The 20,231-nt window shown below is 63.4% G+C and carries 20 protein-coding genes; 6 read left to right on the top strand and 14 right to left on the bottom strand.

All coding sequences use genetic code 11. The features are described from left to right. Position 1 precedes the first annotated feature (1 nt). From KEM60_RS02420 to KEM60_RS02405, 4 genes are all read right to left on the bottom strand, one after another. A complete protein-coding gene (locus tag KEM60_RS02420; RefSeq protein ID WP_219105931.1) occupies positions 2-1,492 on the bottom strand; it encodes a long-chain fatty acid--CoA ligase in 1,491 nt (496 codons plus the stop codon). Positions 1,493-1,616: 124 nt separating this feature from the next. Further along, complete coding sequence (locus tag KEM60_RS02415) at positions 1,617-2,348, bottom strand: MgtC/SapB family protein (protein ID WP_219105930.1); 732 nt, start codon at positions 2,346-2,348, stop codon at positions 1,617-1,619. A 4-nt stretch (positions 2,349-2,352) separates the two neighbouring features. Then, positions 2,353-3,642: a nitrate/sulfonate/bicarbonate ABC transporter ATP-binding protein gene (locus KEM60_RS02410; protein WP_219105929.1), complete on the bottom strand. Its 1,290-nt coding sequence runs from the start codon at positions 3,640-3,642 to the stop codon at positions 2,353-2,355. Between the two features lie 29 nt (positions 3,643-3,671). Beyond that, the gene (locus KEM60_RS02405; RefSeq protein ID WP_219105928.1) at positions 3,672-5,405 is read right to left on the bottom strand and encodes an ABC transporter permease subunit; all 1,734 of its coding nucleotides are present in this window, start codon (positions 5,403-5,405) and stop codon (positions 3,672-3,674) included. A gap of 484 nt (positions 5,406-5,889) precedes the next feature. On the opposite strand from KEM60_RS02405, the gene KEM60_RS02400 reads away from it, so the two are divergent. Together KEM60_RS02400 and KEM60_RS02395 are read left to right on the top strand one after the other, a co-directional pair. Beyond that, positions 5,890-6,171: a hypothetical protein gene (locus KEM60_RS02400; protein ID WP_219105927.1), complete on the top strand. Its 282-nt coding sequence runs from the start codon at positions 5,890-5,892 to the stop codon at positions 6,169-6,171. Positions 6,172-6,277: 106 nt separating this feature from the next. Further along, complete coding sequence (locus tag KEM60_RS02395) at positions 6,278-7,225, top strand: MBL fold metallo-hydrolase (RefSeq protein ID WP_219105926.1); 948 nt, start codon at positions 6,278-6,280, stop codon at positions 7,223-7,225. Between the two features lie 25 nt (positions 7,226-7,250). Here the strand turns inward: KEM60_RS02395 and alr are convergent, their stop codons facing one another. Next, positions 7,251-8,414: an alanine racemase gene (gene alr / locus KEM60_RS02390; RefSeq protein ID WP_219105925.1), complete on the bottom strand. Its 1,164-nt coding sequence runs from the start codon at positions 8,412-8,414 to the stop codon at positions 7,251-7,253. A 139-nt stretch (positions 8,415-8,553) separates the two neighbouring features. On the opposite strand from alr, the gene KEM60_RS02385 reads away from it, so the two are divergent. After that, positions 8,554-8,970: a hypothetical protein gene (locus tag KEM60_RS02385; protein WP_219105924.1), complete on the top strand. Its 417-nt coding sequence runs from the start codon at positions 8,554-8,556 to the stop codon at positions 8,968-8,970. Positions 8,971-9,050: 80 nt separating this feature from the next. Here KEM60_RS02385 and KEM60_RS02380 read toward each other — a convergent pair whose 3' ends face one another. From KEM60_RS02380 to ord, 9 genes are all read right to left on the bottom strand, one after another. Further along, positions 9,051-9,551, bottom strand: coding sequence for a L,D-transpeptidase (locus tag KEM60_RS02380; RefSeq protein WP_219105923.1), 501 nt, complete (start codon positions 9,549-9,551; stop codon positions 9,051-9,053). A 205-nt stretch (positions 9,552-9,756) separates the two neighbouring features. Further along, complete coding sequence (locus KEM60_RS02375; RefSeq protein WP_219105922.1) at positions 9,757-10,233, bottom strand: cupin domain-containing protein; 477 nt, start codon at positions 10,231-10,233, stop codon at positions 9,757-9,759. Between the two features lie 112 nt (positions 10,234-10,345). After that, positions 10,346-10,663: a hypothetical protein gene (locus tag KEM60_RS02370; protein WP_219105921.1), complete on the bottom strand. Its 318-nt coding sequence runs from the start codon at positions 10,661-10,663 to the stop codon at positions 10,346-10,348. A 77-nt stretch (positions 10,664-10,740) separates the two neighbouring features. Beyond that, the gene (locus tag KEM60_RS02365) at positions 10,741-11,013 is read right to left on the bottom strand and encodes a hypothetical protein (RefSeq protein WP_219105920.1); all 273 of its coding nucleotides are present in this window, start codon (positions 11,011-11,013) and stop codon (positions 10,741-10,743) included. A 183-nt stretch (positions 11,014-11,196) separates the two neighbouring features. Beyond that, the gene (locus KEM60_RS02360) at positions 11,197-12,342 is read right to left on the bottom strand and encodes an alanine racemase (RefSeq protein WP_219105919.1); all 1,146 of its coding nucleotides are present in this window, start codon (positions 12,340-12,342) and stop codon (positions 11,197-11,199) included. 18 nt (positions 12,343-12,360) lie between these two features. Next, a complete protein-coding gene (locus tag KEM60_RS02355; protein WP_219105918.1) occupies positions 12,361-13,737 on the bottom strand; it encodes a glutamate mutase L in 1,377 nt (458 codons plus the stop codon). Beyond that, positions 13,734-16,040 (bottom strand): D-ornithine 4,5-aminomutase subunit OraE, encoded by a 2,307-nt coding sequence (gene oraE / locus KEM60_RS02350; protein ID WP_219105917.1) that lies wholly within the window; start codon positions 16,038-16,040, stop codon positions 13,734-13,736. Before oraE ends, KEM60_RS02355 begins: the two co-directional genes overlap by 4 nt. Further along, positions 16,037-16,414 (bottom strand): D-ornithine 4,5-aminomutase subunit OraS, encoded by a 378-nt coding sequence (gene oraS, locus KEM60_RS02345; RefSeq protein ID WP_255574154.1) that lies wholly within the window; start codon positions 16,412-16,414, stop codon positions 16,037-16,039. The genes oraE and oraS overlap by 4 nt, the downstream gene beginning before the upstream one ends. Before the next feature lie 32 nt (positions 16,415-16,446). Then, positions 16,447-17,487 carry a 2,4-diaminopentanoate dehydrogenase gene (ord, locus tag KEM60_RS02340; protein ID WP_219105916.1) on the bottom strand — a complete coding sequence of 347 codons (1,041 nt, stop codon included), beginning with the start codon at positions 17,485-17,487 and terminating at the stop codon, positions 16,447-16,449. Positions 17,488-17,809: 322 nt separating this feature from the next. Between ord and KEM60_RS02335 the strand changes: the two genes are divergently transcribed. The 3 genes from KEM60_RS02335 to KEM60_RS02325 all read left to right on the top strand — a co-directional run bounded on the left by KEM60_RS02335 (position 17,810) and on the right by KEM60_RS02325 (position 20,218). Further along, positions 17,810-18,061: a hypothetical protein gene (locus KEM60_RS02335; protein WP_219105915.1), complete on the top strand. Its 252-nt coding sequence runs from the start codon at positions 17,810-17,812 to the stop codon at positions 18,059-18,061. 116 nt (positions 18,062-18,177) lie between these two features. After that, complete coding sequence (locus KEM60_RS02330; protein ID WP_219105914.1) at positions 18,178-18,948, top strand: hypothetical protein; 771 nt, start codon at positions 18,178-18,180, stop codon at positions 18,946-18,948. Positions 18,949-18,961: 13 nt separating this feature from the next. Beyond that, complete coding sequence (locus KEM60_RS02325) at positions 18,962-20,218, top strand: aminotransferase class III-fold pyridoxal phosphate-dependent enzyme (protein WP_219105913.1); 1,257 nt, start codon at positions 18,962-18,964, stop codon at positions 20,216-20,218. Positions 20,219-20,231 lie beyond the last annotated feature (13 nt).

Below are 20,231 nucleotides of genomic sequence, written 5' to 3'. Positions count from 1 at the left end.
TTCACCCACCTACCGGAGGGCGTGGCAGCTCCCGTTTGAGGATTTTGCCTGTCGCGCCCTTCGGCAACGCCCCGATCAGGTGAATTTCCCGCGGATACTTGTACGGCGCGACCCGCTCCTTGACGAACCCCTGCACCTCATCGACTGTGGCGGTAGCTCCCTCACGCAGCACGACGTATGCCACGACCTCCTCCCCCAGCCGTGCGTCCGGGACCCCCACCACGGCGGCCTCCACCACCTGTGGATGCTCATACAGCACTTCTTCGACTTCCCGGGGATACACGTTGTATCCACCGCGGATGATCATGTCTTTGGAGCGGTCCACGATGAAGTAGAACCCATCTTCATCACGTTGCGCCAGGTCACCGGTGTGGAACCAGCCATCACGGATCGCCGCCGCCGTCGCTTCTGGCTGACGCCAATACCCCCGCATCACGTTGTGCCCCCGAATCACGATCTCCCCGACCTGACCCTGCGGCGTACTGCTTCCATCGTGTTCGTGCAAGTCCATCTCCACCCCCTCGATCGGCGTACCAATCGAGCCTGGTTTGCGAGGCTTTCCCGGATGATTGAACGACGCGACCGGAGATGTCTCCGATAAGCCATAACCTTCCAAAATCATGCAGTCGAATGCCGCCTCAAACTTGCGCATCACCTCCACCGGCAGTGACGCCCCACCAGAGATACACACCCGCAATGACGACATGTCCACGTCGACGGAGTCCCGCACCCCCAACATCGCGCCGTACATCGTCGGCACTCCCAAAAACGCCGTCACCCGGTCTCGCTCAACGATCCGCAATGCGGTCGCCGGATCGAAGCGTGGCAACAAGGTCAGACACGCGCCATGTGCGACCGCCACGTTCAACGCACACGTCATCCCAAAGACGTGGAACAACGGCAAACACCCCATCAACACGTCCTGACAGGTCACCTCCAGCAACGTGCGCCCGCTGACCTCCTGGTTAGCTTGCAGGTTGCCATGTCGCAATTCCGCGCCCTTAGGGGACCCAGTCGTTCCCGACGTATACAGCAGCACCGCCGTATCGTCATCGTCACGATCAACGACTGCAGTGACCGGCTCCACCGGAGTAGCGAGCATCGTCGGCAGAGTCGTCACATCGACGTACTCACATCCTGCCTGCTCCGCGCCGAGCCGGATCGCCTCCCCTGGCAGACCCACCACCATTTTCGCACCGGAATCTTTCAGGTAAAAAGCAACCTCACGCTGTTTAAACAGCGGATTCATCGGTACGACGATGCATCCCAACCGCAGCGCGGCATAAAACGCTAATGCGAACGCTGGGATATTCGGCAACGACAAAGCCACTCGATCACCAGCGACAAACCCGCGAGCGCGGAGGTGTCCGGCGATGATTTGGGTGAGCATGTCGAATTGGGTGTAGGTGTAGGTCTGGTCGTCCTGTCGTAGGGCGATCCGGTCACCGTGGGTTGTGGCGCTTGAAACTAGGTTGCAGGCCAGGTTGGTCACCGGTCCTCCTCGCAGCGCTGCCAGTTGGTCTCCGCAGGTTATCGAGTGTGGTGGGGTGTGGCGGGGGGCTGGGGGGTGTGGCGGGGGGCTGGGCGGTGCGGCTCTCGTCACATTGGGTGTGGGGTTAGGGGGTGGTGAGGTCGGGGTCGGTGGTGGATTCGCAGTTCCAGGAGACGGCGTGGACGGCGTGGTCGAGGAAGAGTCCGGCGACGAGGGGGTCGAGGAGGGTGCGGGCGTCGCCTTCGATGAGGACGTCGAAGGTGAGTTCTACGGAGTCGGGGTGGGGGTTGGTGTCGGTGGGTGGGACGAGGGTGCTGTTGAGTCCGCGGACGGCGGCGGGTCCTTGGGCGAGGACGTGCAGGACGTGGGCTCGGATGCGGGCTTCTTGGCGGTGGGCTGCGGTGACGTGGATGAGGTATTGGACGATGTCTTCGTCTTTGGCGCCGGGGTCTTTGTCGAGGATGTGGCCGAGGGGGCGGAGGATGACGTGGACGCCGAGGACCAGGATGGTGGCGGCGATGGCGATGAGGGTGTGTCCGGTGGCGGCTTGGGCGCCGATGGCGGCTGAGCACCAGAGGGTGGCGGCGGTGTTGAGTCCTTGGATGCTGAATCCTTGGCGGAGGATGACGCCTCCGCCGAGGAATCCGACGCCGGAGACGACGTAGGCGGTGATTTGGATGGTGGCGGTGGGGACGTCGGCTTGGACGCCGACGAGGACGAAGATGGCTGCGCCGGTGGTGACGAGGGCGTTGGTGCGTAGTCCGGCGGTGCGGGAGCGGTATTGGCGTTCTGCGCCGATGGCGACGCCGCAGGTGGTGGCGAGGAGTAGTCGCAGCAGGAGGGTGAGGTCTGTCATGGCGTCACTTCTGGGGGTGGGTGTCGGTGAGGACGAGGCGGTCTTCGGTGTCTTTGTCGAAGAGTTCGCCGTAGCGTCCCCAGCCGATGGCGGTGTCGAGTTGGCGGTGGAGTTCGTTCCTGGAGTAGGTGCGTTGTAGGACGTCTCGGAAGAAGTCGGTGCGTAGGGTGCCGTTGTCGCTGGCGCGTAGGGCTCGGCAGATGGTGCGGATGAGGGGTGCGTGTTGTTCGGCGAGGGTGCCGAAGAGGTGTTTGCTGTCGTCGATGTTTGCGGTGTACCAGGCTTGTCCGGTGGTGGTGAGGGTGGCTTGGCCGTGGTGGACGTGGAGGAGGGTGAGCATGGTGGCGGCGTCGACGAGGGGCAGGAGGTCGTCGATGTCAAAGGATAGGTCGGTGGCGAGGTCGGCGAGGTCGCGTTCGCCGCCGTGGGCGTGGATGAGTTCGATGAGTCCGGCCATGCCGCCGATGCTGGCGTGGGGTAGGGGTGTGGTGGCGGGGGTGGTTTCGGTGTGGGGGGTGGGTGGTTCGTGGCCGGTGAGGCTGGCGTAGAGCTCGTCGACGTAGTTGTCGAAGGCGGGGTTGTGGCGGTTGCGGGGTCGGTCGAGGTCGATGGTGATTTCGGTGCGGATGCGTCCGGGGTCGGAGCCGAGGACGATGACGCGGTCGGCGAGGAGGACTGCTTCTTCGATGTTGTGGGTGACGATGCAGATGGTTTGGGTGGGGAAGTCGGGTTGGTGCCACAGGCTGATGAGTTCGCTGCGGAGGTTTTCGGCGGTGAGGGCGTCGAGGGCGGAGAAGGGTTCGTCCATGAGGAGGACGTCGGGTTCGAGGACGAGGGCGCGGGCGAATCCGACGCGTTGGCGCATGCCGCCGGAGAGTTCGCGGGGGTAGGCGTTTTCGAATCCGTCGAGTCCGATGAGGTCGATGGCGGCGAGTGCGCGGCGGTGTCTGGAGGTGGGGTCGATGCTGTGGGATCGCAGGCCGAGTTCGACGTTGTCTTGGACGGTGAGCCAGGGCATGAGTCCGAAGGATTGGAAGACCATGCCGACGCCGGGATTGGCGCCCTGCAGGGGGGTGCCGCGGTAGTGGACGGTGCCGCTGGTGGTGGGGATGAGTCCGGCGAGGCAGCGCAGCAGGGTTGATTTTCCTGATCCGGATTTGCCGAGGAGTGCGACGATTTCGCCGGGGTGGAGGGTCAAGGTGATGTTGTCGAGGACGGTGACGGTGCCGCCGTGTTCGGAGGGGAAGGTCTTGGTGAGGTGGTTGACGTGGATGAGGTTGGTGGCTGTGGTCATGGGTGGTGTCGTTCCTGGTGGGGTGGGGGTCAGGACAGGGTGTAGCGGCGTTCGGCCAGGGTGTAGAGGGGGTGCCAGAAGAGGCGGTTGAGTCCGACCACGTAGATCGACATGACGGTGACGCCGATGATGACGGTGGGGGTGTCGCCGGTGCTGGTGGCGTGGGCGATGTAGGCGCCGAGGCCGGTGGAGGTGAGGGTGGTGTCGCCGTAGGTGACGATTTCGGAGACGATGGAGGCGTTCCAGGCGCCGCCGGCTGCGGTGATGGCGCCGGTGACCCAGGCGGAGAAGATGCCGGGGATGATGAGGGTGCGCCAGCGTAGGGTGCGGGTGAGTCGGAGGTTGGTGGCGGCTTCGCGTAGGTCATGGGGGATGGCGCTGGCGCCGGCGATGACGTTGAACAGGATGTACCACTGTGAGCCCAACGCCATCAGGACGATGCCGCCCACGTCAAGGGTGATGCCGGTGTGGAGCAGGAAAAGAGTGAAGAAGGGGAAGAGGAAGTTCGCGGGGAAACTGGCGAGGATTTGCACGAGGGGTTGAGCTAGGCGGGTGATGGTGGGGTTCATGCCGATGAGCACGCCGAGGGGGACCCAGATGAGGGTGCCGACGAGGATGACGATGATGACTCTGGTGAGGGTGACCAGCCCGAGGGCGAAGGCGTGGACGAATTCGTCAAGTCCGGGGCCGTTGTTGAGGTAGGTCAGCAGGTTGATGAGGCCCCAGAGGCATAAAGCGGTGACGGTCGTTCCGAAGAGGATGTCACCGAGGCGTCGGCGGCGTTCGTCGGGGTGCAGTGGCGGGTCAGCAGGTCCGAGGGGGCGGGTCAGGGTGTCGAGGAATTCGATGAGGGGGCGCAACAGGCGGGTGCTGGCGGGGATGAGGTGGCTGCGGGTGAGCACTCGTAGGACGATGCTGGTATTGGCGTGGGAGTTGCTGGTGTCGCCGATGCGGAACTTCTCAGCCCACGCGGTCAGTGGGCGCCACAGTAGGAAGTTCACGAGGAGGATCATGACGATCATGACGGCAATGGCTAGCCAGAGTCGGCCGAGGTCTTCGTGGGCGGAGGCTGCAGCGACGTACGCGCCGATGCCGGGTAGCGCGTAGGTGTGGTTATTGACGGAGATCACTTCGGAAGCGGTCAGGAAAAACCAGCCGCCGCCACAACTCATCATGGCGTTCCAGACCAGGGGGATCATGCCGCTGGGGACGTCGAGCCGCCAGAATCGTTGCCACGCAGTGAGGCGCAACACACGCGCGGATTCGTCGAGATCGCGGGGTTGGGAACGTAGCGCGGCATGGAAGGCGAAGGTCATATTCCAGGCTTGTGAGGTGAAGATCGCGAAGATGGATGCGCATTCCACGCCGAGGCTGCTGTGGGGAAATAACGCTAACCATAGGCTCACTGTGATGGAAAGGAATCCGAGGATCGGCACGGACTGGAGAACGTCAAGGATGGGCAGGAGGACTTTTTCTAGGCGACGTGACCGAGCGGCTGCGGTGGCATATATCAACGTGAAAACCAGTGACGCAGCGAGCGCCATGAACATTCGAAACAGGGATCGGGCCGCGTAGTACGGCAGCATCGCGGGGTTGGTGTCGATCTCGGTGGGTGCGTGAGTGGGATTGAAGGGTACGTCGATGTTCCCGGTCAGGTAGACCAGAAGCCAGAGGGCGGCACCGAGACCAGCGAGGGTTATCGCGTCGGCAAGGAAGGGGATGTTGCGGCGGTTGTCGCGTCCCACGATGAATGTCATCGACATGAGCACAGTCCTCCCAGGGATAGGCCAGCCCAGCGGGGGTCGTCACTCCCCCGGAGCTGTGTGAGGCATGGCAGGGTCAAGCGTGCCGTGGTGTCTACTTAGACGCAGGCAGGGACGTCGTGTGGTGATTCCCGGGGGCCGCCTAGACCTGTTGATTCGGTGTGATGGTCAGGCTGTGCCGTGGCGTGCAGGTTTCACCGCACGACGCCATCAAGGTGATGTCACGCGCAGATAGCACATGTGACCCTAAAAAGGGTGAATGCTCTGCAGGAATAGTCAGCGGAAGTGCCGGTGAACGGCGCCGGGACTATGACCGTCGTCTGTGTTCATGCCGTTCACCCCTTCCATCTCGACATGTCGACCGTCATACAGAAGTACGATCGCTATCGCTGGACCGTGGAGCATTCTTGCATGTTCGATCAGGGGTGTGGACGCGGGGTCGGGTTTTCTGTTGTGGTGCGGGTGAACAGGAAAGGAGCGCGAAATGGTGTGGCGTCGTACCGGTGGGGTTGTGGAGTGGTTGGGGTTGCGTGGCGGAGCTGAAGAGGTGGCGACCGGGCAGGAATTGCCGTTGTGGCACCAGGTCGATGCGCCGACTCGTCGGCGTCACCATCTGGGGTGGGCGGTGGTCGCGGTGGGGGCGTTTGTGGTTCAGCGGACGCTGGGGGTGGTGGACGACGGGGTGATGGGGTCGTTGATCGTAGCGGTTGCCGTTTTTGGTGGGGGGAGTTTGCTCTCGGAGCGGGCCACGATCCGGAAAGAATGATTCGGCGTCTGGGCATGATGGGAGCGCCCAGCGGGTGTGCTGTTCTCAGGTGGGGTGTATCCGCCGGTCAGCTGACCGTAGGGTCAGTTTGTTACCCTCCAGGCCCATGACGAGCAACCCCGTAGCTGCCACTCTCACTCCGACGACCGAAGAGGTCGCCCCGGGGGTCTTCGCCTACATCCAGCCCGACGGATCGTGGTGGGTCAATAACTGTGCGGTCGTCGTAGGTGAGCATGATGCGTTGATCGTGGACACCTGCGCCACTGCTGAGCGGACCCGGGCCCTGTTGGACATGGTGGGTCACATCGCCCCCGATCAACGACTCAAGTACGCCGTGAACACCCATCTGCACGGCGATCACACCTACGGGAATGTGCTGCTTCCCGCTGACACAGTCCTGATCGGTCACGAACGGATGCGGGCCGGGTTGGCAGCTGACCCGTTTATTTGTGGGTGCCCCCCGCTGTGGGACTCGCCGCTGGATTGGGGAGTTGATGGGCAACGTCGCCTTCCCGACGTGGCCGTCGGTTTAAACGCCCGCGTGTACGTCGGCGACGTCGAAGTGGAGTTGGTGCATCCGGCACGGGTGGCACACACCGACGGTGACCTGGTGGTGCATGTCCCGCAACATCGCACCCTGATTGCCGGCGACCTCGTCTTCAACCAGGTGACACCGATGGTGGCGATGGGTTCGGTGACTGGCGCATTGGGAAGTCTGGACTGGCTCGCTGGTTTTGGCGCGCACGTGATCATCCCCGGACACGGGCCGGTGTTGCGCGGTGTCGATGAGATCACCAGGTGCCTCGCGGACACCCGCGACTATCTGCAGCTGGTCATGCAGCGAGCGCTAGCTGGGGTGCGCGCCAAAGCGACGCCGCTGCAAGTCGCTCAAGACACCGACCTGGGCCGGTTCGCGGATTGGTTGGACTCAGAACGGTTCGTGCTCAATGTGCACCGCGCGTACACCGATCTCGCAGGACGTCCGTTCGATCTGTTAGCCGCCTTCGACGACGCCATGACCTTGCACGGCGGTCCACTGCCAACACACGTGTGACCACACAGATCACATCTCGTGATTGTCAGGCATCGCCGTACAAACGGGTCACCCGCGGAGCGATCCGGCAGGTCACCTCATAAGGGATGGTGTCCAATTCAGCGGCCAGTTCTGCGGCGCTGAGCTGCTCCGCGCCATCCTGACCGATCAGGATCACCCGGTGCCCCACCTGGACTGGCCGTCCCGGTGGGGCATCGGTCACATCCACCATCAACTGATCCATGCACACTCGGCCCACGATCGGGTAACGACAGCCGTCGATCAGGACCTGTCCCCGATTCGATGAGCGACGGTCATAACCGTCGCCATACCCGACAGGCACCGTCGCGATCCGCGCTGGTGCTGGCGAAGACCACGTCCGGCCATACCCGACGGTCTCCCCCGCCGGGACATCCTTGACGAAAGACACCAGCGACTGCCATGTCAACGCCGGACGTAACGGGACAGTGTGTGGCACATCCGGGTCGGGGTAACTGCCATACACCATGACGCCCGGACGGACCATGTCCAACCACGCATTCGGGTGAGCAAGGACACCCCCCGAATTCGCCGCATGCGCTATAAGACGCCGACCACCAAGTGCAGCTTCCACCTCAGCGCGACACTCCCCAAACCGGGCCAGTTGCTCAGCGGTGAAATCATCCTGTGACGGGGTGTCACTGACCGGAAGGTGCGTGAAAATCCCCTCTAACTCCACATGCGGACACTCCTGCTCCACCCAGGCCGCCAACTCAGGTGCTTGCTCCGGTTCGCAACCAATCCGCCGCATCCCGGTATCCACCTTCACGTGCACGCGGGTACGACGTACCGGCTCGTCAGGACGAGCCGCCGCCAACTGAGCCGCTGCTTCCTGCACCACCCGAGCACTCTCCACATCGACCACAGCAACCGTCAGGTCACACGCCACCGCAGTCGCCGCCTCGGCAGGAAACACATGACTGAGCTTGAGGATCGGCAACGTGATCCCCGCCTGCCGCAACTCCAACCCCTCAGGGACAGTCGCTACCCCCAACATGTCCGCATAGCCGTGAGCCTGCACATGCCGAGACACCGCCACCGCGCCGTGCCCGTACGCATCAGCTTTCACCGCCGCCAAAATGAGCCGATCCGGGCCGACGCGCTCGCGGATCGCAGTGAGGTTGTGACCGATCGCATCCAGATGCACCTGAACGCACGTCTGGTAGAGCATTCCGCCACAGTAGCGCCACCAGCCGGATCGTGCGGGCGCTGTGACCGGGCAGTTTCACGTTTCAGCCACCGCCAGATGCCCTGTCCAGTGGCCAAACACGCTGAGGCTGAGGAAGATAGCGCCCAGTAAGGTGTCAGTCGTGGACAGATCTTTTGGTGCGACGTACGCCCTCGCCGCCTTGTCCGTACTCGGCTTGGCTAGCTGCGGAGGAGAGCCAGCAGCGGAACCGTCCACGCCTAGCCCCACCGCGAGTGTCACGCCGAAACCCGCTGATGCGCCGGTCTCCTCGACTACGTCAACGTCAGCACGTCCCTCCATCGAGCCGGGCACCATCCCTGGCACCGGCACTTTCGCTGTCGGCACCGACATCCAACCCGGCACTTATGTCTCAGACACTCCAGCCGGGACGACCTGCTACATCGCCCGCCTCGGCAAGAAAGACTCCCCTGACCCGTTGATCGCCAACAAAGTCAACAAAGGTCGCACCGAAATCACCATCGAAAAAACAGATTCCTTCGTGGAATCCCGGGACTGCGCGACCTGGAAGAAGCGCTAACCGCTGCGTGAGGTTGCGGATCCACCGGAGGCATCGCGGACTTCTCGCATGAGATGATGCCTCATCTCAGTGGGATGTCATCAGTAGATGATGAGAGTGGTGCCTACCGGCGCTTTCTGATAAAGGGTGCGCATTTTTTCCCAGTCGCCGAACTGGACGCAGCCGTGGCTGCCAATATAAGTCTGGTTGTTCAGGGCAAACCCGGAAGAGTAATGGATGTACAGGCCTTCGGTAAGGTCGAATTTCATGCCCCACGGCATGTAGACCTTGTACGGGTAAGACCACCACGTGCTGGGATCTTTGGTCTCAATTTTCCATGTGCCGGTCGGTGTTTCGTGACCGGGACGGCCGAAGCGCACCTCGGCCGTCAACTGCTCTTTGCCGTTCTCGAAGTACCGCAGAGTCTTCTCAGCTTTGGACACGCAGATGATGTTTTTTTGCTGACTGCACGCCGCAGGCATGTCCGCTGCCGGGGCGAGCGCCCCCGTCGCACCAGCTTGCGCTGAGCCCACGCCGGACAATCCGAGCACAGCCGTTGCTAGAGCAGCAGCGGTACGACGAAGAACGACGCGAGAGCTCATGACATTCCTTTGTCATCCAGGACGCGACAGGCCAGTCACGTAGCGTGCCAAGACAATTCCTTCTGACCGTAACACCGCGCTGGGTGGGCGTCGCACTGCCGCTCAGTGAATGGTCGATCCGATGGAGGCAGCACCGAACCCGGTGGGTTGCTGACACGTGACATGCCAACACCAACCCACCGGGATCAGGCGAGACCTCTACAGCTCAGGCGTGTCCATCTGGGCGGCCAGAGCCAGGCTGGACCGTCCACGAGGGTGGCTCGTCTTTGCCAGAGTCCTCATCAGCTTCGGAATCCGCCTGGGTCGCGTGGACCTTGCCCTGGGCGTGATGCACCGGCGCATAGACGGCATACAGCCGCATCGGCTCGTCACCAATATTGGTCACGTTGTGCCACATCCCGGCGGGCACCATGATGGCGAAGCCATCCTCAACCTCCTGCTCGAAGTCAAGGTGGTCCTCCGCCGGACCCATCTGCACCCGACCCCGACCGCCATCCAACCGCAAGAACTGATCGGTCTCCGGATGCACCTCCAGACCGATGTCCTCCCCCACCGGAATCGACATCAGAGTGACCTGCAAGTACTTCCCGGTCCACGCGACCTGCCGGTACAAGTCGTTGCCTAGGGTCGCCTCCTCCAGGTTGAAGACCTGAGGCTTCGGGCCGATGTCCGTAATGTCCACGACTGCCTACTTTCCCTTGTCCAACACTGCCAACGACATCCTTGCAGTCAGCCCCGACACCGTGGACGCCGAGTTCGCCGCCCACCGGCAACGCTTCCTCGCCTCAACACACTCACTGCTCAACTTGCAACATGGCTGTGCCAGTGTGAAGTGCGATCGCCCCACAGATGATCAGCGGAACGACGCCCAGCAGGACAGGCCACGAACCGAGTTCGTAACCGGCCCGGGTCGCGATCGTGAGCCAGAAGAGGGCTGTCACGTGGCACGCGGCGCCCGTCAGATTGGCAAGAGCAAATCTCCGATCCCTTGCGGGGGAGCTGCGGCCTCCGTCGTGATCCAGCAACTGCGTCCAGCCGAGGCACCCGGCGACGTACGCCCCCGCACCCAGAATGGTGACGAGCGCCAAGTAGCCGACGAGGAAAGAATGCATAGCTACCTCTCGGTCCGAGCCAAGGTAGAAGCTGGCACCCGCTTACGGTGCGAATGCCACCCTCCCCAACCTTCATGTCAAGACATGCGGATCAGAAAAGAGATCACCGCGTTGATGGCCCCGCTCTTGACGCTAGGCGACACAAGATTCCAGACCGAGCCTCCAACGTTACCAACGAGACATCCGATGACAGCGTTGCGGATCCAGGACGTCTCGCCCGTGAGAGCTTTCTCCAGCGCTGAGGTCGGCACTGAGCCGAGCGCTCCCTTGGCACACCACGATGCCGGGGCGATGACGCCTGCCCCGATGACCGCAGGGATGGCCTGGGTGTCGTCTGAGTCCTCGCCCACGTGCGAGGCGATCGGGGCCGTGGAAGGACCGGCTGAGCGCGCGCCAGGTACCACCACCGCGACAACACTTTCAGAGTCAGTTCGCTGCATTGGGGAGGCGGATTCGGTGGCCGCTCCGCCAGCGAGGAGGAGGCCGCGAATATGAATAACGCCCTAGAGCTGCGCTTTCGCCGTATCGTCTGGTCAGGACAGTGACGGCGCCTCCATCTGTAAGGACATCATCTGTCCCAGCTCGGTCGAGTTGTCGATGCGGTCCCGGACGGCGACTTTCTGCACATACGGCGACGTAGATAGGGCTAGCAGTGCGCCGTACGACGGCCAGAAACCCACCGGGGCACCCAACCGGACCTCGCCGACGGCGTCTTGGACGTCGAGGATGAGATGGTCACTGCTGGCACCGATGATGCTGATACCTGGATCGATGGGGGTCAGTCCGTCGATGGCGACGTCTTGGCGGCCGATGTTGACGATGGCGCGCAATCGGGTGCCGCGATCAAGGAATTCTGGTTGTTCTCCGAAAGCGTTCTGTCCTCGGTCGCCGATGGGGACGCTGGGTTTGCGTTCCAGTTCGACGATTTCGGTGATCAGGTGGAAAGTGTTCTGGTAGGTGCCTGGCCAGGGGGTGCGGTCAAGGACGTTGCGGCCGAGGACGATGGTTTCGCCGATCCGGAAATGGTTGATCTCTGGCGGCATTGATCCGCTGGCGAGGAGCGGCAATGATGAAGAATTCCCTCCGGACAGGGTGGCTAGTTCCAGGCCGGTGGCCTCTCGGCAGGCATCTCGGACGGCGATCAGTGCCCGCATGTTGTCCACGGTGGGGATCACTCCGCCGTAGCAGGCGAGGTTTGCGCCTAAGCCCAGCAAGTCCAGATGGGGCAGTGACGCTGCTTGGGTCACCAGGTCCACAGCCTGATCGGGCCATACCCCTTCGCGCAGGTCACCGACGTCGACCATGACGATGACTCCGTGTCGCACCCCGGCTTGGCCGGCTGCGTCGGAGAGGATCCGCAACGTCGGCAGGCCAGAGTTCAACGTGACATCGGCGCATCGCACCACGTCAGCGGCAGCTGACGGGGCGGGGATCCGCAGCAGCATCGTCGGCAGGCCGGTGCCTTGCTCGGAGATACTCATCAAGTTGATGATGCGGCTGTCCGCTAAAGCGTCGACGCCCCCGGCGACCATCGCGGCGATCACTGAGGGATGCGCGCAGCACACTTTGCCCACCCCGGCGACCTGCCCGCCGTGAGCGTGGGCGGCCCGCACCACGGTCCTAGCGTTATGGGTGATCCGGTCTGGATGGATCTCCAGGCGTGGTGTTCGCCGGTACATCTGTCCTCCCCATTGAGGTCAGGCGGTGGTGGCCCACCGTCGTAAAGTTTCGCGCACCTGGTCAGGGTGGTGCGCAGCCAAGGTGCCTAAAGCTGAGAAGCGGTACTGGTCGTCGACGAGGAGCCGGGCGTCTGGTGGCGGCAGCAGGTGTCGTCCTTGCCCGGTGCAGGCGCGAGCGAGGGCATCGGCGGCGCCGGGGATTTTGGTGAGGGCACCGCCGGTGGCGACGACCCATCGCACTGCGGTGAGGTCTTTGCCGCGCACGACGTGGCGTTTGCCGGTGGGGGTGTACAGGTCAGCGATGGTCCCGGCGTGTCGACGGATGCCCACGTCCACGGCCCGTTCTGCGAGCCACCGGGTCACGGCTTGTTCTTCGTCGGTGTCGGGCATCGCCCGTAGATGCGTCAACCGGTCCGCCCAGTCGGCGTCGCCGCTGGCTTGCGCGACGATCCGAGCGTTGACAAAAACACCCAGGTCGCCTTCGACGGTGCGTTTCGCTCGTGGCTCGGGGTCGGCGTACGACGGAGCTAACTCGGCGGACCCGTCAGTGACTGAATGGACGTCGGTGGTGGCGCCGCCGACGTCGACGACCAGCACGTCCCCGACCGCCTGCGCGAACGCTTCGGCCGCGGCGAGGACCGCACCTGGGGTGGGCAGGATGTCGTGGTCGGTGATCTGCGCCAACGCCGACATGCCTGGTGCGTGCACGATGTGTTCGCTGAAAACATCGTGGATCACGGCGCGGAGCGGTTCGACTGCCAGGACGTCCACCTCGGGGAAGACATTGTCGGCGATCAACACCTGCAGCCCGGCCTGCTCAAAAATGTCACGGACGTCACCGCGGGCGGCGATATTTCCGGCGTACACGATCGGAGGTCGTCGGGGCAGGTCGGTGACAGTGGCAGCTAAGGCGCGGGCGTTGTCGATTACGATGTCGCGTTCGCCGTGGTCCACTCCCCCAGCTAGCAACACCACGGTCGGCGCGAGGTCTTCGAGTTGGCTCAAGTCATAGGGGCTGAGTCGTCCTGCGGTGACCATCCCCACGATCGCTCCGGCCCCTAATGACGCCTCCCGGGCAGCGCGAGCCGTCATGCCAGCCGTCAACCCGTGCACGCTCATCCGTAGCCCGCCAGCAGCGGAGGAGTTCACGTACGTCGTGACGCCCGAACTGTCGAGGCCGTACCGGCGGCGAAGGTCGTCGCGGGCTTGGGCGACTCCCACGCCGACGTCACCGTCGGCGACCGATGTGGGGGCGAAACCTTGTGCCAGGTGGGTGAAGGCCCCGTCGACGACGGCGAACGCGTTGACTTTCGTCATGGTGCTGCCGACTTCGACGGTGACGACGTCCGGTGGCGGCTGGGGGGCCGCCACCGGGGTGTCTGTCAACTGTGTCATGCGCCGACTTCGCGGGCGCGCAGGGTTTTGACCATCGCGTCGACCACGTCGATGCCTTTGGTGCCACGACCGAAGGTGGCGTCCAGCCCGGTCTCGGCGGCCATTTCCCGGTTGACTTGGGTGCCACCGGCGATCAACACAAACCGGTCTCGGACACCTTTCTCCACGCACAGCTCAGCGAGTTTGCGCATCATCTGCCGGTGGACGTCATTGTGGCTGATGATCGTGGAGATCAGGATCGCGTCAGATCCAGTTTCGATGGCGGCGTCAATGAGTTTTGTCAGCGGCACTGACGTCCCCAAATGGTGGTATGAAACGCCGTACTTTTCAATCCCGCCATGTTTGATGTCGAGGATTTCTCGCATTCCGACGCTGTGTTCGTCCTCACCGACGGTTCCGGCGACGACAGACAGTTTGCGAGCAGCGACTTCAGCGCGTAGTTCCTCCTCGGGGAGGCGCACCTCTTTCACGGGGATCGTGAGATCGTCGCGACGGATATCGAAGGCAACTTTACCTTTGACTTCGACGAAGCACCCCTCAGATTCCTGCATGATTTGCAGGTTCACGACGACCGGGTCGTCCAGGCCCATTTTCTTCGCCATTTCAACGGCGTAAACTTCGGCGACATCGCTGGGCTGGGCGACGAACAGCTGGATGAGGACGGTGCCATCACCGGCCCATTCGGCTTCCGGTTTGATGACGGTGCCGTTGCGGTATCCCGCGGTGGCTTCCAGCCGGGTTGAGGCGTTGTCGGTGGCGTCGAGTTCGTCGATGAAGACGATCTTGTCGGGGTCACACAGGGTGCAGCCGCCGATAGCCGCGCATGGCTTTCCCGCGCCGGGCGCCCCAGAAGGCAGGTGCAGAACTTCGCTGGTGATGAGGTCAGCTGGGGCGTGGCTGTCGCCGAAGTGGTCACAGACCGGCGCCCAATAGTCCACCTCCCGTTCGACGATGGAGTCGACACCGACACCGCCAGTGCTGGATCGGGCGATGCCGTCACCGTTGCGTTCGGGATACTTTGCCGAGTCGACAAAGAATCCTTTTTCTACCGCCGCGAAGTAGCCGCCGTCAGCGACCACTTCGGCGAGGAAAGCCACGGCGCGTTCTTTGAGGTCACGCACCATCGTCGGCAGTGGGCCTTCATCGCGAAGTTGCACCAGTTCGTTGATGCCGTCCAGTCCCGCCCAGGTTTGTTTGACTGTTTGCAGACCCCGGATGTTGTTGTAATGCCAGGGCACATTGCGGCCCTCATCGGGCGTGATCGTTGATTGGATATCCGCGCTGGTCAGCATGGAAATCAACGTGTCAATGGTATGAGTGCGCACTGCTTCTTCAATGTCCGCTTCGATATAGCGGGTGTTTTGTTGGGCGCGCATCTTGTATTCGCCGAAGAAGTCTCGTAGCGCGATCGCATAGGGCAGGTCGAACCACAGTTTCGGTGCCGGTGGTGAGTTCGGCGGTACAGTCGACAGGCCGATGAGGCCTTTGTCCATGCCGACAGCTACGGAGAACGCAGTGTTCAGGCCGTGTTGCACCATCAGTTCTGGCATGACCAGCCAGCCTGCTTTGGCGGTGGCATTGGCGTTGTGTGCGCCGTCGATCTGCAGAATGCCCGCACCGGTCATGACTTTCTTCGCCTCGGCAGCGTCAACGAAAGAGCGGTACATGTTGACGTTGCGGTAGAGGACGTTGTATTGCGGGTCCTGGTGGGCGCCGTTGACTCCTTCCTCAGCAAAGAGCACCGCCACTTCAGGTCCGGCAACTCCACTGACGTAGGAGTGGAAGTTGATGGGGCGGCCCACTTCGTCTTCGATCGCGTCGCAGGCTTTCCGGCTGGCTCGGATCTGTTTGCGGGTGATCGGGACCCCGCCGATGCCTTCCGGGGTGCCTTCCAGCAATCCGTCGATGTGGGACTGGCCGGTGGTGCGGATCACCATCAGGTGGTCCGCACCGTGCCAGGCAGCCATCCGCATCCGACGTACGTCGTCTTCGAATCGGCCGGAGGCGATTTCGGTGGTGACGACGCACTTGGGTTGGGGGTCGATGCCGTCGAAATATTTGCTGGCCGGCAACCCGGTCGAGTTTTTCAACGGCGCCGACATATCCCGGTAGTGGAACGGACCCATGTCGACGCCGCGTGCCGGCACACGCCGCCAGGTCCACCCTTTACGGCGGGGACGGTAGCTTTCCAGATCTTGGAGTAGCAGATCCACGTCGAGCTTGGTGGTGGCGTTTAACGGTCCGAAAGCCGTGGTCTCGGGTTGAGGGTCCGCGACGGTACGGCGTGGCTCGGTGGTGGTCATCGGGCACCTCCGGTGGGGAACAAGCCGTCCAGGCAGGACGCATCGGACAGGATCGCCGCGGCAGCGCCCCGGACGTCAGTGCCTTGGCGGCGAGCTAGGCGCACCAACACATGTCCGGCGCCTTTCCCGAGGAGGCCCGCTTCGGCGATTCGGTCGACCACGCCGTGGCTGCTGACCGAGTCGACTCCCATCCGCAACAGCACCGACCGTTCAATGGATGGGCTGGTGTGGCTGCGTGCCAGGTCGACTAGCGGTGCGACGGCCTGGTCAGCCAACTGCCAAAACCTGTTTTTTAATTCCTCATCGCTCAACGCGGACAGTTCCGCACGGCGCGCCTCGTAGGCGACCATGCGGTCGGATGTGGGCTGAGACACGGCATGTCCTCTCTTCGACGGCTCGGGCAGGGTCAGACGCGACGGCGATACGCCGACGGACCCATCAGCGCTGCCGGGATCGGCAGGTCAAGCATCGTCTTCAAGCCAGGGCTGGCCTGGACGATGTGCGGGATCACGTTCACGGCGATGCCCTTGGTGGCGGTCCCTCCGGCGTACTCCGGGGTGATTTGCATGTGAATCTCGGGGACGCCTTTGATGGTGATGTAATCGCCGGTGCCTTGACCTTCAAGCTCCGGGAGCACCTGTTGCGGGTGCACCAAAGTCAGCACGACCTCGTCTCCGCGATACCCGAGCAGGGTCTGCTTGCACCCAGCAACCATGCCTGGCTCCACCACGATGTGTGGGGTCTCTCGTCGGACTGAGGAGACGATCGCTTCTCGGCGTTGTTCGATCCTGTCCACGCCCAACCCGATCGCGTCGGAGATCATCCGCGCCGACTCGGGGAAGCCGATGTGACCGTCAACGCTGCCGTCGGCGACTCCCTTGTCGAATTCCTCTGGGGTCAGGCCGACACCTTGGGTGCGCATCACGGTCGGGCCGTACGGCGACAAGTCGTTGACTCGGGTCGCTTCGATGGCGGTCACGTCATGGCAGCCTGCGGTCAGCGCCACGACCAGCGTGTCCATCGACAAGCCCGGGTTGACTCCGGTGCCGACCACAGACACGCCGTGGGCGGTGGCGAGTGCGTCGAGTTCTTCGGCGAGTTCGGGGTTTTGTGCGACGGCGCAGGACATTTCTTCCGCGATGGACACGCAGTTGATCCCTGCGGACAGGATGGTGCGCAGGTCGTCCATTTGTTCTCGCACCCATGAGGTGGTGGCGATGACGACGCAGTCCACCTGGTCGGCGTGCAAGACGCTGGTGGGTTCGTCGGTGACGGTGACGCCTAGGGTGCGGCCGAGGTCGAGGACGTCACCGACGTCGCGGCCGACGTATTCGCTGCGGGTGTCGATTCCCCCGACGAGGGCGAGCCCTTCTTTCGCTGCGATGAGTCGGGCCATGCCGCCCCCCATCGCTCCCAGACCCCAGACCACTACACGGATCGGCGACATCGGCTGCACGGCGTTCGACTCCTTTGTCCATCGCCCAGGGCATCGTTGCCCTCAGGTCATTCCCTGCCGGGAAGGCATCGAAAAACCCGCCGCAGCCGTGTGATGACGCGGCGGGCCCAGAGCCCTCCCCTTATACCGCCCAGGCTAGGCGTATGGGGGCGTCGTTGTCCTGGAATCGCCGAAGTCACCTTGTCGGGCGTGGCGCCCCACTCGTCTGCTTGGAATGACCCTCTAACGGAACAGCAGTGACGTGAGTACCTCACTGTGTCAACGGATCCGGAAAGGATGAGCCAACCAGGAGGCCACGAGGGGAGAGCGTCCCATGAGCACCACCCGCCCGATTTCACCCGGGCTGCAGGCGTTGAGCCTGTCCATTGTTGCGCTTGCGGTGGAGTTGGTGCTTCCGCCGTTGGCGATTTTGGTGGGGTTGTGTTCTGGGTGGATGGCTTATCGCTCTGGTCGTCGACAATGCTGGAGCTGTACCGCCTCTATCGTCGCTTTGGGTATTGCTGCGGTGGTGGTGTGCGTGGGGGCTTTGGCCACGATTGTCGGCAAAGGTGCTTTACGGCACTGATCTAGTGTCAGGCGCGCAGAAAACACCCTTGTCCTGGACGCCCGCACCAACCGATCGGTAGGTAGCCTGGCCGTGCTATGGCGTGCCGCTGGGGTCACGCCAGAGGGGAGCCCACCATGCTCGACCCACGTGCCCTTGCAGCGGTGAACCTCCACGCCGTCCTGCGTGACCTCGAAGATCTCGTGGCCCTCGACCCGCAAGCCGCTGCGATCGTCGCTGACCGTCGGATCCGAGTGACCTTCCGCGTGCCCGGGGTCACGCCACTGTCACTGACATTCACTGATGGTCGTTGTCGTGCCGCGACCGCTCCAGGGCCGCTACCGGAGAAGCACCGCGCGATCAGCCTCACCTTCACCACGCCAGGCCACTTCAATGCCCTCATCGCTGGGACCGGCATGCCGATCCCGCTGCGGGGTATCCGGCATCTGTCTTTTGTGAAACAGGACTTCACTGCGCTAACGACTCGCTTGGAAACTCTCCTGCGATCCACCCCCGAGACCAACCTCACCGACAGTGAACGTCACCTCGCCACCACGCTCACGACGTACGTCGCTTTCCACGCCCTCGCGCAAATCGCCACCCATGATCGGCTGGGACGAGCCAACGCGGCCCGCATGGCCGACGGTGACATCGCTATCGACGTCGCCGGAGGGACGGGAGTCACCATCCACGTCTACCGCGGCACCCTGCAGGTCGCGCACGGCGTCGATGACACCGCCCGCGCCCGAATGTGGTTTGACTCCGCCCACACCATCGGCGAAATCCTCGCCGGTCGCCTCGACAGTTACGCCGCGCTGGGTGACGAACGTCTCGCGGTGAGCGGCTACATCCCCCTGCTCGACCACCTCAACAAGCTGCTCGCTCTCACCGCGCGATACCTGGCCTGACGAAGGAGCCCCCGTGCAGACCTACGACTACCCCGCCAGTCGGGCGCTATTCGCCCGAGCCCTCAACGTCATCCCCGCTGGGATTTACGGCCACCTCGGCCCCAGCGAAGGCTGCTACATCCCCGTCTCCGCCTACCCCTTCTACGCCTCCCACGCCGACGGCGCCTACGTGTGGGATGTCGACGGCAACCGCTACATCGACTACATGTGCGCTTACGGCCCCAACATCCTCGGCTACCGCGACCCCGACGTCGACGCTGCCGCCCGTCAGCAACTTGACCTCGGCAACTGCACCACTCTGCCCACCACCACCATGGTCGACTTCGCTGAACTCCTCGTCGACACCATCACCGGCGCCGACTGGGCGTTCTTCGCCAAAAACGGCGGTGACACCACCTCTCTCGCCATGATGGTCGCCCGCGCCGCCACCGGCCGTGACAAAGCCATCCTCTTCCGCGGCCACTACCATGGCGTCGCGCCGTGGACCCAACAACTCGGGCACCCCGGCATCACCGCAGCCGATGTCGACAACAACCTCTACGCCACCTGGGGTGACCTCGCCGGGCTACGCCGCATCATTGACGAACACCCCGGTCAAATCGCCATCCTCATGGCCACCCCCTACCACCATCCAGTCTTCGCCGACAACGAACTCCCCCCTCCCGGCTGGTGGGACGCCGTACGCCGGCTCTGCACCGACCACGGCATCGTCCTAGCCATCGACGACGTCCGTGCCGGTTTTCGCCTCAACACCAACGGATCAGCCGCCCACTACGGTTTTGACGCTGACCTGCAGTGCTACTGCAAAGCCCTCGCCAACGGCTGGAACGTTTCCGCCCTCGTCGGCACCGACTCCCTCAAAGCCGCCGCCGGATCCGTCATGTACACCGGCTCCTATTGGCTATCCGCAGTCCCCTTCGCCGCTGGCATCGCCACCGTCCGACGCCTCCGCGAACTCGACGCCGCCACCCGCCTACTCGACATGGGCCGCACCCTCACCGCAGGCCTCCATGCTGCAGGCGCCGAACACGGCTTCGACCTGCGCATCAGCGGCGAACCCAGCATGTGGTACATGCGCATCACCAACGACGACAACCTGTACCTCCACCAGGAATGGGTCGCCGAATGCGTCCGCCGCGGCGTGTTCTTCACCAACCACCACAACCTCTTCCTCAACCTCGCCCTCACCGACGCCGACATCGCCCACACCCTCGACGTCGCCCACGAAGCCTTCGGGGCCGTCCGCGCCCGCCACCCAGACATCCCCTGACCCGGCGACCGCC

Origin of the sequence: Austwickia sp. TVS 96-490-7B (assembly GCF_019331795.1) — a bacterium.
In the GTDB taxonomy this organism is placed as follows: Bacteria; Actinomycetota; Actinomycetes; order Actinomycetales; family Dermatophilaceae; genus Austwickia.
Note: the sequence above shows the minus strand (reverse complement) of the source record. Positions and strands in the feature narration are given on the sequence as shown.